Source organism: Rossellomorea sp. QJM3NY_18, assembly GCF_056173145.1.
The window spans coordinates 718,829-731,401 of the sequence record NZ_CM149659.1; the positions used below are offsets into that span (position 1 = coordinate 718,829).

The 12,573-nt window shown below is 46.8% G+C and carries 16 protein-coding genes; 12 read left to right on the plus strand and 4 right to left on the minus strand.

What is annotated here, in order from left to right; all coding sequences use genetic code 11:
* Nucleotides 1–44 precede the first annotated feature (44 nt).
* Nucleotides 45–812, plus strand: coding sequence for an STAS domain-containing protein (locus AC0VXY_RS03685; RefSeq protein ID WP_475526935.1), 768 nt, complete (start codon nt 45–47; stop codon nt 810–812).
* A gap of 54 nt (nt 813–866) precedes the next feature.
* Here AC0VXY_RS03685 and AC0VXY_RS03690 read toward each other — a convergent pair whose 3' ends face one another.
* Complete coding sequence (locus AC0VXY_RS03690; protein WP_061809084.1) at nt 867–1,136, minus strand: DUF3243 domain-containing protein; 270 nt, start codon at nt 1,134–1,136, stop codon at nt 867–869.
* A 195-nt stretch (nt 1,137–1,331) separates the two neighbouring features.
* Between AC0VXY_RS03690 and AC0VXY_RS03695 the strand changes: the two genes are divergently transcribed.
* The 5 genes from AC0VXY_RS03695 (at nt 1,332) to AC0VXY_RS03715 (ending at nt 4,608) form a co-directional block, all read left to right on the plus strand.
* Nucleotides 1,332–1,709: a hypothetical protein gene (locus AC0VXY_RS03695; protein WP_475526936.1), complete on the plus strand. Its 378-nt coding sequence runs from the start codon at nt 1,332–1,334 to the stop codon at nt 1,707–1,709.
* Between the two features lie 80 nt (nt 1,710–1,789).
* Complete coding sequence (locus AC0VXY_RS03700; RefSeq protein WP_475526937.1) at nt 1,790–2,683, plus strand: DUF6843 domain-containing protein; 894 nt, start codon at nt 1,790–1,792, stop codon at nt 2,681–2,683.
* An 80-nt stretch (nt 2,684–2,763) separates the two neighbouring features.
* Nucleotides 2,764–3,162, plus strand: coding sequence for a nuclear transport factor 2 family protein (locus tag AC0VXY_RS03705; protein WP_475526938.1), 399 nt, complete (start codon nt 2,764–2,766; stop codon nt 3,160–3,162).
* Nucleotides 3,163–3,247: 85 nt separating this feature from the next.
* Nucleotides 3,248–3,640: a DUF5412 domain-containing protein gene (locus AC0VXY_RS03710; RefSeq protein WP_475526939.1), complete on the plus strand. Its 393-nt coding sequence runs from the start codon at nt 3,248–3,250 to the stop codon at nt 3,638–3,640.
* A 287-nt stretch (nt 3,641–3,927) separates the two neighbouring features.
* Entirely contained in the window at nt 3,928–4,608 is a 681-nt protein-coding gene (locus tag AC0VXY_RS03715; protein WP_475526940.1) for a Dph6-related ATP pyrophosphatase, read from the plus strand.
* A 198-nt stretch (nt 4,609–4,806) separates the two neighbouring features.
* Here the strand turns inward: AC0VXY_RS03715 and ahpF are convergent, their stop codons facing one another.
* The 3 genes from ahpF to AC0VXY_RS03730 all read right to left on the minus strand — a co-directional run bounded on the left by ahpF (nt 4,807) and on the right by AC0VXY_RS03730 (nt 7,688).
* Nucleotides 4,807–6,333 (minus strand): alkyl hydroperoxide reductase subunit F, encoded by a 1,527-nt coding sequence (ahpF, locus tag AC0VXY_RS03720; RefSeq protein WP_475526941.1) that lies wholly within the window; start codon nt 6,331–6,333, stop codon nt 4,807–4,809.
* Between the two features lie 13 nt (nt 6,334–6,346).
* On the minus strand, nt 6,347–6,910 hold the full coding sequence (gene ahpC, locus AC0VXY_RS03725) for an alkyl hydroperoxide reductase subunit C (RefSeq protein ID WP_034761584.1): 564 nt from the start codon (nt 6,908–6,910) through the stop codon (nt 6,347–6,349).
* A 313-nt stretch (nt 6,911–7,223) separates the two neighbouring features.
* Entirely contained in the window at nt 7,224–7,688 is a 465-nt protein-coding gene (locus tag AC0VXY_RS03730; RefSeq protein WP_475526942.1) for a UPF0158 family protein, read from the minus strand.
* A 142-nt stretch (nt 7,689–7,830) separates the two neighbouring features.
* On the opposite strand from AC0VXY_RS03730, the gene AC0VXY_RS03735 reads away from it, so the two are divergent.
* The 6 genes from AC0VXY_RS03735 (at nt 7,831) to AC0VXY_RS03760 (ending at nt 12,314) form a co-directional block, all read left to right on the plus strand.
* The gene (locus AC0VXY_RS03735) at nt 7,831–9,096 is read left to right on the plus strand and encodes an MFS transporter (protein WP_475526943.1); all 1,266 of its coding nucleotides are present in this window, start codon (nt 7,831–7,833) and stop codon (nt 9,094–9,096) included.
* The gene (locus AC0VXY_RS03740; protein WP_435993193.1) at nt 9,050–9,667 is read left to right on the plus strand and encodes a TetR/AcrR family transcriptional regulator; all 618 of its coding nucleotides are present in this window, start codon (nt 9,050–9,052) and stop codon (nt 9,665–9,667) included. The genes AC0VXY_RS03735 and AC0VXY_RS03740 overlap by 47 nt, the downstream gene beginning before the upstream one ends.
* A gap of 178 nt (nt 9,668–9,845) precedes the next feature.
* Nucleotides 9,846–10,391 carry a DUF3231 family protein gene (locus tag AC0VXY_RS03745; RefSeq protein WP_435993191.1) on the plus strand — a complete coding sequence of 182 codons (546 nt, stop codon included), beginning with the start codon at nt 9,846–9,848 and terminating at the stop codon, nt 10,389–10,391.
* A 297-nt stretch (nt 10,392–10,688) separates the two neighbouring features.
* The gene (locus AC0VXY_RS03750; protein ID WP_435993189.1) at nt 10,689–11,114 is read left to right on the plus strand and encodes a DMT family transporter; all 426 of its coding nucleotides are present in this window, start codon (nt 10,689–10,691) and stop codon (nt 11,112–11,114) included.
* Nucleotides 11,115–11,126: 12 nt separating this feature from the next.
* Nucleotides 11,127–11,825 (plus strand): Crp/Fnr family transcriptional regulator, encoded by a 699-nt coding sequence (locus AC0VXY_RS03755; RefSeq protein ID WP_475526944.1) that lies wholly within the window; start codon nt 11,127–11,129, stop codon nt 11,823–11,825.
* A 12-nt stretch (nt 11,826–11,837) separates the two neighbouring features.
* Nucleotides 11,838–12,314, plus strand: a complete 477-nt coding sequence (locus tag AC0VXY_RS03760; RefSeq protein ID WP_475526945.1) for a DMT family transporter — start codon at nt 11,838–11,840, stop codon at nt 12,312–12,314.
* The last annotated feature ends 259 nt before the right edge of the window (nt 12,315–12,573 follow it).

Genomic DNA, 12,573 nt, shown 5'->3' on the forward strand with positions numbered 1-12,573 from the left:
TATAGTAAAACAATCTGTATCGTAGAAGGAAAGGGAGTGACAATGTGAATGTTTCAATTGAAGAAGTAGATTATATAGAAGTGATGGAATATTCACGGGACCCACTCATCATCCACACGGACTATAAGGTTCTGTATATAAATCATGCAGCGGAAGAGTTCTTCAGGAGCAACAAAGAGAGCATGATCGGTGCGAGTCCCCTCGATATTTTTCAGGAAAGCTCAAAGGCCGCCATCAGTCGGAGAATTCAGTCGGCGTATGGAAAGCCGGCAGATATCATTGAAGAAACAGTCTACCGGATGGATGGAACGAAAGTGGAGGTAGAGTTGTATTGCCACCCTGTGAAAGTGGGGGACACGAACGCCATTCAAACGTACGTCTGGGATATCACCAAGCGGAAAGAAACAGAAAAGAATCAACATGACATGAATGATGAAATTAATGAATTATCTGCGACCATCGTACCGTTGACCGATGATGTGGCCGTTCTTCCGCTTAGAGGGAAAATAGATCAAGAGAAAGCCATGACCCTCCTGGATTTAATTCCGTGCAAAGTAAAGGATCGAAACGTTAATCGCTTAATCATAGATTTCTCCGGTGTTTATACGCTTGATCGCATGGTCATCGATTATCTCTTCAAGATTACGAACGTATTATCCCTTCTAGGTGTGCATTCCATCATAACAGGAATAAGACCGGATTTGGCCGTTGAAGCGATCGAGGTGGGTGTCGATTTATCCGCGATTCCAACGGTGGCTACTGTTAAAGAGGCCCTGGCGCAAATCGGGATGACCTTACAAGAACAAAATTAATCATAGGAAAAGCCCCCAAAGATCACTCTAGTTGGGGGCTCGGAACTGTGTTCTTTAATTGGTTTGATCCGCAAGTTTCACTAACACATGAGCCATATGCTCACGCTCTTCCTTATTGGCTACATGCCACATTTCATTCAGCACCTTCTGCTCCCGGTTACGCGGTTCCTCATGCTCGGCTAAATAATCGGCCACGCGCTTAGCTCCTTTAGATAGAGCTTCCTCCCCGAGACCCAGCTTTTCACCCTTCTGAACCTGATTACCCAAATAATCCTTGAACGAATCGAAGTGTTGCAGAATATCTTCCTTTTTGTCTTCATTCATTTTTGCCGCTGCTTGTTTAGGAACGTGTGCGATAATGAATTCCTCCTTTTGTTGGTTGTAGTTGTTTGTTTCCCTTTTAGATGTAGATTAAACAGGGGAGAGCATATTGAAGCCTTATTTTAAGAAAATATTGGAATGATTCTTCTTTTGGTGTAAAATTACACTAGATAAATAGTGTGAAGTAGGTGAGTCGAATTGAAGAAGGTTCTTTATTCTTTGGTGGGGGCATTGCTTATGTGCATTTGTATATTCAATTTTACTGACATCCTGAGCAATACAATTTCGTGGGAAACCTTCCTAATGGCCGGTTTCTTATCCTTAATTGTAAACGGTCTTTTCATCAGGGTCTGGCGCCTTAAAGGAGTTTTTTTAAAAGGCGGAATGTATCCTAGTGCCCTCTATCAGGTCATCTTTATGGTCGTGATTGGTTTTCGAATCATCACAGTCTCTGACAAACCGTATATCATGGATGCCTGGGATGGAATGTCTCCCTACGTGACGCTTGTACTGGTTTCCCTCGTGCATGGATGCGTACTGTTGTTGATGGTGAAATGGAATAAAAAGCTACTGTAGTTGGCGAATGAGAGAAATCAAATTAAATGGTAAAGTTTTATTGCGAAATAGTTCACAATATCTTTGTGGAGGTTTACCCCTTGATTAAAATCAAAGCTTCACTTTATACGAGCCTGATCCTTTCAACGTTCATGATGGTCATAAGCATAATGGACGGAGGGCTCTGGATTTTTCCGATTGTTCTGATCTATGCTTTGGCCGGAAACGTTGCGTATGGAATTCCTGTGTCCCTGCTGTCTGATTGGCTGACGAAAAAGATGGGGAAATGGCGATTGATGACCGCAGGATTTATCCATGCTTTATTTGGCGGTCTTACATACTTTGTGATCGACTGGTTTGCCTGGTTCGCCGTTATCTGTGCGGTGATATTTTTCTTCATAGATGAATGGTTGAAAAAGAAGCATGGGTCTAATGTTGATCCGGATAACAAGAGGTTTTACCTGAAATTAGGAAGCGTTGTTTTTGTTTTATCTGCCGTGATTGTGGCTGTAAATTGGATACCTGGTAAGGAGAAGGAAGAAGGGATCAAGTCTCAGTACCTCATCCCAGAAGGACATGAGGGGACAATCGTTGTTTTCTATGGCGTTGCGGATCAGCCACCACTTAAAAAAGAGGATGGGTTTTCCATCGTTCCAGTCGGGATTGAAAGTTTGCCTACCCTCATGAGAACGGATATTGAACGATACGGAGTCTATCTGACTTCGACAAAAGATCAAGTCCACCATGTGAGTGAAAATCAATATTTCTATGTGGATGAAGAAGGGAACCGGGTTCTGATAGAGGATGAGTGCATTTATCGTAGCGGAGGCGGCAGGGTGACTCAATCCGACGAGGGTGAGATGACGTACGATGAATTTCAAGTGACGAATTCTGCATGCGGGGAAGACTTCCATCTAAACGGAAATGAACGATACTCAGCACAGGGAAGGGAAATTGAAAAATATTATGAAGAGTATGGGGAGCGTGAACAATGAGTCGCGCTTCTTTTTTATGGGGATTGAGATTATGACTGTAATTTGAAATAATTGGTAGAGGCGAAGTATAGGAGGTTACAATGGACAATCAAACTTTTAGAGCCGATTTGAACGCGTTTTTACGAGCATGGGAGAATTCATCACTCATAGAATTGGAGACATTCATTTCCGCTGACTATCAAGCGAGGGAAGTCAGGGATGGAGACATCGAGGCATTCGGATATGAGGAGTCGATAGAAGGATGGAAGCAGGGATTTGCCTACGTGAAAGGCGAACAAGCAGAATGGGACATCCGCGAAATGTCGGTCATTCCACTGAAAGAGGATGAAACGATGGCCATCCTAACAGCCACCATCGTACTGGACGGAAAACCGATGGAAACCGGAAGCATGTTTTTCGACACCTTTAAGAAACGGGAAGAAGGTTGGAAGCTGGTGAGGAGTTATATTGAGACTGGGGTTCCTGAAATGGGGATTTGAGAGTGGGGGTGTTTGGGAATTGGAGGTCCGTCCCTCAGTGCAAGGTGGGGAAATAATAGAAGGATTCTTAAAAGGAGTACATAAGATGGGATCAAATCGTGGGGTTGAAACGGAAAAGAAAGTGGTCTTTACTGTATTGGGTCTCTTTGCTGTTTGTGTGATTGGATTTGGGATCTATGCAGTCTATTGGGCATTTTATGATATGAACAGGCTGCCGGAAGGGGAGTTTCTGACAGAAGAGTCGTCTCCTGATGGGAAATACACGCTACGAGCATATGTCACGAATGGGGGAGCGACGACTTCCTATGCGGTCAGAGGCGAATTGGTTGATAACGAAAAAGAGATCAAGACGAAAAATATTTATTGGGACTACCGGAAAGAGAAGGCGGAAATCTCGTGGACGGATGATGATACTGTCGTGATCAATGGGGTAACGCTGAATGTACCCGGTGAGGAGTTTGATTTCCGTCATCAATGAAGGTGACCTGGGCCACTTTTTTCTGGGAATGAATGATATCAAAACCTTTGATAAAACAGGGGGGTCCCTATGTCAACGTGGGGTTGCGGGTGTGGAAACGATCCCGTTCTTGGCGTGGTGAAGGACAAATTTAAAGAGGAGTAGGGGAGATTTATATTAAGAATAAAATCATCAACTAAAAGGGGCTTCATAGCTTCTTTTTTTTTCATACCAAGAAGTTTGAGTTCCCCGTCGAGGTTTGGAATAATGAATAGTGAGAATACTTATTGGAAAACAGGGAGGTCAACATGAAAACAGTCATAGCTTATAGCGGTGGAAAGGATTCCACTCTGGCATTATATAACATACAGCAAAATCCTGAATACGAGGTGGATTCGCTCCTCGTGACGCTGACGGAAGGATTCGACCGCGTTTCGATCCACGGAGTCCGGTATGAGATGTTGAAGCAGCAGTCGAAGTCACTTGGGATTCCGCTGCGTGAGGTATGGATACCCCAGGACTGTCCGAATGAAGTGTATCAGGATCGGATGGGGAAAGCAGTTTCCGGGACGCTGGAGGACGGGGTCACCCATATGGTCTTCGGGGATATTCATCTTGCGGATGTACGGGCATATCGTGAGAAGATGCTTGAAGGGACAGGTATTACGACGATTTTTCCGTTGTGGGGTCGGGACGTTGGAGAACTGGGTCGTGAATTTATCGAACGTGGATTCAAGACCGTGCTCACCTGTATCGATATGGAGCAGCTGGATCGGTCGTTTGCAGGGAGAGTATACAACGCGGATTTTCTAAGTGATTATCCTGAGAACTGTGATATATGTGGAGAGAACGGAGAGTTTCATACATTTGTGTTTGACGGTCCGAACTTTGAGTTTCCAATCCGGTACGAGCTCGGGGAGGAGAGAGTGACGCCGGACGTGGTGACGGGGCGGGACCGCTTTTTGTTTCGGGATGTGGTTCCGAAGTGAGTCGGACATGGGAATCTCTAGTATTCTTAGATTCGCTGATATATTGAAAATATCGCTGAATAGTATGTTTCTAGTAAGTAAGTGTTCAGATGAAGCTGCACCATATCACCATCAAGAGGGACGGACCTCCAAATAAAATCCCAACACAAAATAATAAGAGGTCCGTCCCTCATAAAAGGGGCGAACCTCTCAATCTCTTTAGTTACGAATCAGGTAGTCGAATGCGCCGAGTGAGGCGGTGGCTCCTGATCCCATGGAGATGATGATTTGGTTGTAGGCGTTGTCTGTGCAGTCTCCTGCGGCGAAGACGCCAGGGACGTTGGTAGCACCGTGTTTGTCCACGATGATTTCACCGAATTTCGTGCGTTCGACAAGGTCGCCGAGCCAGTCTGTGTTTGGAACGAGACCGATTTGGACGAATACGCCTTGCAGTTCGATGTGTTTCTCTTCATGAGTATCACGGTCGGTGTAAGTAATGCCGTTCACCTTATCCGTACCTGTGATCTCTTGTGTTTGTGCGTTCGTGATCACGGTCACGTTCGGCAGGCTGAAAAGGCGTTTCTGCAGTACGTCGTCGGCTTTCAGTTCAGAATTGAACTCAAGTACCGTTACGTGCTTGACGATTCCTGCAAGGTCGATGGCTGCTTCGATTCCGGAGTTTCCTCCGCCGATGACAGCGACATCTTTGCCTTCGAACAGTGGTCCGTCACAGTGAGGGCAGTATGCCACTCCTTTGTTCTTGAACTCCTGTTCACCAGGAACGTTGATGTTGCGCCAGCGAGCACCTGTCGAGATGATCAGACTCTTACTCTTCAGGACTGCACCGTTTTCAAGCTCAAGCTCCACAAGATCTTGCTTCTCGAGGCGTTTTGCACGCTGAAGGTTCATGACATCGATGCCGTAATCCTTCACATGCTCTTCAAGACTCGCCACAAGTTTCGGACCTTCCGTCTGCTTCACGCTGATGAAGTTCTCGATGCTCATCGTGTCAAGGACCTGACCACCGAAGCGTTCTGCAACGATTCCTGTACGGATTCCTTTACGTGCAGCGTAGATCGCGGCACTTGCTCCCGCTGGTCCGCCACCGACGACAAGGACGTCATACGGATCTTTATCCGATAGCTCATCCGCACCGGGACCTTCCACGATTTTAGATAGGATTTCTTCTAACGTCGTACGTCCTCCGTTGAAGAATTCTGCATTCAGGTAGACAGCAGGAACGGCCATGACGTTCTTGCGTTCCACTTCTTCCTTGAACGCAGCTCCGTCGATCATCGTATGTGTGATGTTCGGGTTCAGGACACTCATAATGTTCAGTGCCTGCACCACGTCCGGACAGTTATGACAGCTTAGGCTGACATACGTTTCGAAGTGGTGTTCGCCTTTGACACTCTTGATCTGGTCAATGACGCTTTGATCCACTTTCGGCGCTCTGCCGCTCACTTGCAGGAGGGCAAGGACCAGGGAAGTGAATTCATGTCCAAGAGGAATCCCGGCAAAAGTGATGCCGGTCTCCTCACCAGGACGATTCACGCTGAAGCTAGGTGTTCTTGTCAGTTCTGCTTTTTCCACTGAGATGCGGGATGACATGGAAGAGAGCTCCTCTACAAGAGCGAGCATTTCCTTCGACGTGTCATCGTCACCTGCACTGACTTTCAGGACGATATCGCCTTCCATCATCTGCAGGTACTGTTCTAATTGTGCTTTAATATCTGCTTCGAGCATGTTTTAGCACTCCTTATAATTTACCAACTAGATCAAGGCTTGGCTTAAGTGTTTCAGAACCTTCCTGCCATTTAGCCGGGCAAACTTCGCCTGGGTTGTTGCGCACATATTGTGCCGCCTTGATTTTGCTTACTAGAATATCTGCATCACGGCCGATTCCGCCAGCGTTGATTTCAACTGCTTGGATGACGCCATCCGGGTCGATGATGAATGTTCCGCGGTCAGCAAGACCATCTTCTTCATTTAATACATCGAAACCGCGAGTGATGCGTTGTGACGGATCACCGATCATTGCGTATTTAATTTTACCGATTTTTTCTGAGCTGTCGTGCCAGCCTTTATGTGTAAAGTGAGTGTCCGTAGAAACTGAGTACACTTCTACGCCAAGCTCTTTAAGAGTTTCATAGTTATTCTGAAGGTCTTCAAGCTCTGTCGGGCATACAAATGTGAAGTCCGCAGGGTAGAAGCAGAAAATGCTCCATTGACCTTTCAGGCTTTCGTCTGTAACAGTGATGAACTCACCGTCTTTGAATGCTTCTGCTTTAAATGGTACGACTTGTGAACCGATTAATGACATAGTGTAAATTCCTCCTAGTAGTGGTATGTGATTGAGAATCATTAACAGATTGTAATAATTCTAATTCGATATTCATTATTATATAAATGCGTTTTTTTGTCAAGGGAAAAGATCGAGTTTTCGGAGGGGGAGGATTGTATGGTGAAAAAACGAGTGTCATTAATTTCACTTCTTGTTCGTGCAACGTGAAAATCTTTTATCTAAAAAGGGGAAGCGGGTAGGTATCAGCTCAACGTTCATTTAAAAGGTCCATCCTTCACTAAGTTTTAGTAACCGAGGGACGGACCTTTTTTACTTAAATGGAGTACCACTATTACTCATATTCTAACCCATGAAACTCACACCAATCCAAAGCTTCTTCTCTGTAACAGTCCTTCCTGAACGCAAACCATTCTTCCCTGAAACCTAACTGACCCACCTGGTCTTTGAATCTTCTAAACGCTCCCCGTCCTTGAATGGCCGAGATGAGCCGTTCTTTGGCGGGGGCGTCATCCAGGGAATAGCAGAAGTTTTCCATCATGCGGTATTCATTGATTTCCTCTTTGTCGGGGAGTTCAAGATAGTGGGAGGGATGCTCTAGAATATCCGTTGCCTGGGTATATTCAAACTGTTGCCAGTCTTCAAGCCCGTCGATGGGATCTTCCTCTTCCGCTTTGGCGAAGATCTCCCCACCAACCATGACGATTTCTCCCGTATCCCGATTTAAATAATAGAAATATCCCTCAAATTGTGATTCCATTTCGTCGATCAATACTTCAAGTTTTACCGGTTTAGGCATATGTAGACCCCCTTTTCTTATAAGATAAGTATACCTATTTTTTAAAAAATTTAAAAAGCCGGTTGTAAAATGACACTCGTGTCGATATACTAAGAGTAAGAAAACGACACTAATGTCATTTTAAATAAAGGGGCGATGGGAAATGGGATCTTCTTTACGGAAAAACAAACCGTTCATCACGTTGATGACGGCGCAGGCGATTTCGGGGCTTGGGGATTGGTTGAGTATTGTGGCGATCATTACGCTGGTTGGGTTAAAATGGGAAGCAACACCAATGCAGATGTCGTTGATCATCTTGAGTCTTGCGCTGCCGATGGCTTTATTCGGACCAATCACGGGAACGATTGCGGACCGGATGGAGAGGAAGACGCTGATGGTGTTTTCCGATGTGGTGAGGGGTGTGCTGATTCTGCTCCTGACGCTGGCCACGAATGTGTGGATGGTGTACGGCTGTTTGTTCCTGACGGGGATCTTCTCTTCTGTGTTCATTCCGGCGAAGAATGGGAAGTTGAAGGAACTTGTGGCAGATGAGAACATCAAGGGAGCCATGTCGCTTTCGTCCACCATCGATTCGGGCACGAAGGTCATCGGGCCCCTCGTGAGCGGGATCCTCGTTTCCCTGATTGGAACGTACAACGTCTTCTATTTAGACTCCGCCACCTTCTTCCTGTCGGCGATCTTCATCTTCCTTTTGCCAAAAGCCGTGAAAGAAGTGAAAGTCGAAGTGGAGAAGAGGGACGGACCTTCCTTCAAGGAAGAGATCAAAGTCGGATTCTCATTCATTAAGAAAAGCCGTTTCTTATTATATGGATTATTCTTGCTGGGGATTAGCTTACTGATCCTCCAACTATCGGATTCTCAGTTCATCGTACTGTTGCGCCAGTTGACGGATGTCTCACCCAATCTTCTGGGGTATCTGGTGGCAAGTGCAGGTGTCGGAATGCTGATCACAGGCATCTATCTTTCGAAAAAGACCGATTATAACGCATTCGTCTATATGTGTGTCGGGGTATTCGGAATCGGGTTGGGATTCGGTTTGATGGGGGTCCTGACGCATTATGATCTGAGTCTATCCATGCTGTGGGTCCCCGCTCTTGGATTGATGGCCGGGGCATCTGCCGGCCTCGTCTTCATCCCGTTCCAGGCAGCGACCCAGGAGAAAACGCCGGTTCATATGACGGGCAGGGTATTCGGTGTCGTCAACAGCACCACGACGACGGCCACGATCATCGGACCGCTCGCAGGGGGAGCCCTTGCAACCGTGATCGGGATCATCCCGTCCTTCATCATCACCGGTTCATTATTGATCCTATTATTCTTCGTATCCATTGCAGTAAGACATAAAGTAGAGGAGGAGACGGATGTCACCGAAAGTCAGTCAGGAGCACAAGGAGCAACGCCGCTCTAACTTATTGAAAGCCGCACGGGAAGTCTTCTGCGAGCACGGCTATGAAAACACCACCATGAAGCACGTCATGGAACGGGCCGGCGTAAGCAGGGGAGGATTGTATCAGTACTTTGAAAATAAAGAGGATCTCTTTGAAGCCTTGATTGAAGATGAGCTGATGGAGGTTGTAGAAGGATCCATTCAGGAGATGAGGAAGCAGCAGGGTTCTTATTGGGATGTCCTGCTCATGAGCTTCCTCGGGGAAAGCAAGCATGCAACCAATGACATGGACGCCCTGGCCCCTTCCAAGCTGGAATACTTCATCACTGGTCGCAATGATGAAAGCAGGAAGAAGCACGCGAGGAAACGATTCCTACAGGCCTACCAAATGACCGTCAACATCATCGAAGAAGGCGTTAAGGCAGGGGAATTCTCACCCCGGTTTGAACCTGAAGTCATTGCCAAGGGGATCATCTCCCATATCGATGGGATGGCGATGGACCATGCGATTCTGGACTCTGAGACGATTCAGTTGAAGGAACAGACGGAGTGGTTGATGGGGTATGTGAAGTGGGGATTGGGTGTTGGATGAGTAGGGGAAGTATGCGTGTGTTTCATTTTCCGTTGAGAGGAATCCAGAGCCCATTGGAAGCAAAGTTTCATCCCCTTCAGCAGGCCGGTCAACGGTCTGTTTTTTTTTATGCCCTTTAAACATGTATCCAATCTGAATGTATAGCGAATAATAATAGCAACAAGCATCAGGAGGTTACATGATGACCAATGTATTCGAAGCGATTTCCGCTATCATAAAAAATTTCACAGATGAAGCCCCCAAGCCCCCGCTCCATGTCGGTGAAGTGATGGACCTTTGGACGGCCTTCACGGCATTTCACGAAGCCCACGCCCTCTATCAGGTGGGACTGAACACCACGACGGACAAGGATTTACAAAATGTACTGGAAAGCGCATTGGAAGGAAGCATGCTGGATACGAAAAAAATAGAGAAGTTCCTTTTAAAAGAAGGGGTCCCATTGCCCTTGGTCAATCCAAAGAAACCACAGTCGGAACAAAGCGCCGTGCCGGAAGGGGTCAGGCTGTCGGATGATGAGATTGCAAATCTCATCTCAGTTAAGGTGGCAGCATCCATCACTTATTGCGCTCAGGCCATGTCCAAGACCGTCCGGACCGATGTCGGACTGATGTTCTTTTCCATCCAGATCAACCTGATGAAAATCGCCGCACCATTAAAGAACGTGATGATATCAAGGGGCTGGCTGCGGGTTCCGCCGAAGTATAATCCTCCGGGTTCTCCGTGAACGGCAGGTGCGCTTATTGGCTGTGACCGTTATATGGGCAATCGCTGATAAAGTGAGAGTCGCTGATATATCTAGAATTTCGCGTATGGCGTAAAAAGATCCGCATCTTCATTTGAAGGTGTGGATCTTTTTACGCTTATGATAAAATCAACATTTCGCCGATAAATGATCCCTGCGCGCCAGGAATCATACATGAAAACGCATACCCAATCCCCCATCAGCACAACCTTAGGACATATGTCCTTTCGCAAAACCACAACCTCCTATTTAATAGAACAAAGAATAGGAGGATGAACGATGAAAGGTGCTTTATTTGCTCTGTTTGGAGGTCTTTGCATTACGATGCAGGGAATATTCAATGCACGGATGAGTGACACGATCGGCGGGTGGCATACGACGTCGATGGTCCACCTGGTGGCGTTTGCGATTTCGATGACGATATATATGAAAACCAGGGATGGAAAAGGGAAAAGCTTCAGAGAGGTGCCGTTTCTGTACTTGATTGGAGGTACGTTCGGCGTGATTGTCGTCTTCTCGGAACTGACGGCGATCCACAGCATCGGGCCGGCAGCGGCGATTGCCATCCTGCTTGTGGCCCAGATCGGAACGGCTTTCCTCATTGAATCGAAGGGGTGGTTCGGGGAAAAGAAAATCCCGGTCACAACGCGACAGGTTGTCGGACTTACGATGATGCTTGCAGGGGTCATTTTGTTTCAACTGTAGAAAAGGAGTCGGATGATGAAAGAAATGCAAGGTGCAAATCCAGACCGTTATATTAATCAATTCGAGCTGGATGATTTATTTCCGGCTGAATTCAGAAAACCTATCAAAATCTATTCCTTTGAAAAAGGGGATGTGCTTTTTTCAACGGGGGAAGAGCTCGACGAACTGTATTTCCTTATGGAAGGAAAAATCAAGATTTTCACCCATACGCCGGAAGGGAAGCTGTTGATCAACCGGTTCAAGCGGCCCCTGGCCCTGATCGGGGATGTGGAATATTCGAAGGGCACAGCGGTTCTCAATTCGGTGGAAGCCGTCACGGACGGGGTGTTCCTCTCGGTGTGTTTCGAGGATTTGGCTGCTCTTGAGAAGGAGAATCCCGCGATCATGCGCTTTCTGTTTGATACGGTGGCCCATAAGTTTTACACGGAATCCCATATCACAAGCATGCACATGCTGTATCCCGTTGAAGTGCGCCTGGCAAGCTACTTGCTGTCGATTTCGGAAGCGGGGGAAGGGACCATGTTTCATCAGGAGATGCATACCTCGAACCTCATGGAGCTCGCCGAGTGGATCGGTACGAGCTACCGCCACCTGAACCGGGTACTGAAAAAGATGGCGACGGATGACCTTATCGAGCGGGTCAACGGCTCCATCACGATTAAAGATCTGGAGAAGCTCAGCACCCTTGCTAAAGGTAACATCTATGAATAAGGAGGGTCTCACATGTTCGGAATCGGATTAGCCATCATCGCAGGTATTTTGATCAGTTTACAAAACGTATTCAATGCACGGGTCAGCGAAAAGACTGGACCATGGGCCACGACGAGCCTGGTACTCGGACTCGGTCTCATCTGTTCACTGCCGGTTTTTTATACAATGGAAGATAAGAGTCTACTCGACTTCAGCGGCGTCAATCCCGTGTTCCTTTTCAGCGGAGTGTTCGGCGTCGGCATCGTATTCTTCCTCATGAGGGGAGTCACGTTGATCGGACCGGCCTATGCGATTTCCATCGCACTTATTTCGCAAATCACGATCGCGTTCATCGTCAACACGGGAGGCTGGTTCGGGTTTGAACCGTCCTCATTGTCCTGGGAAAAGCTCCTTGGGATAGCGTTGTTGATTGGTGGGGTGCTTGTGTATAAGTTGGAGAAGCGGACGGAAGAGAAAGAGGAAGAAGTACGGGAGAGTCTCGGGGCGTGATGCCCGGTCACATAGGAAAAGCGCCTGTCTCTTGTGGGGAGCGGGCGCTTTTTAAATGACGGTTGTAGTAGGATTGTACATTTGATTAATAGGAATAATCTTCTAAGCCCCCTATATAGAGGAACCGGCAAAAGAAAAATAAGCGGAGATTTGAGACCGTCGATTAACTACTTTTAATAAATGCTCCATATTTTAGACAAAAAAGTTTTAAAATTTCGTTAGGTTTCAATGATCAATTTAGTATTACCCAGAGTATCTT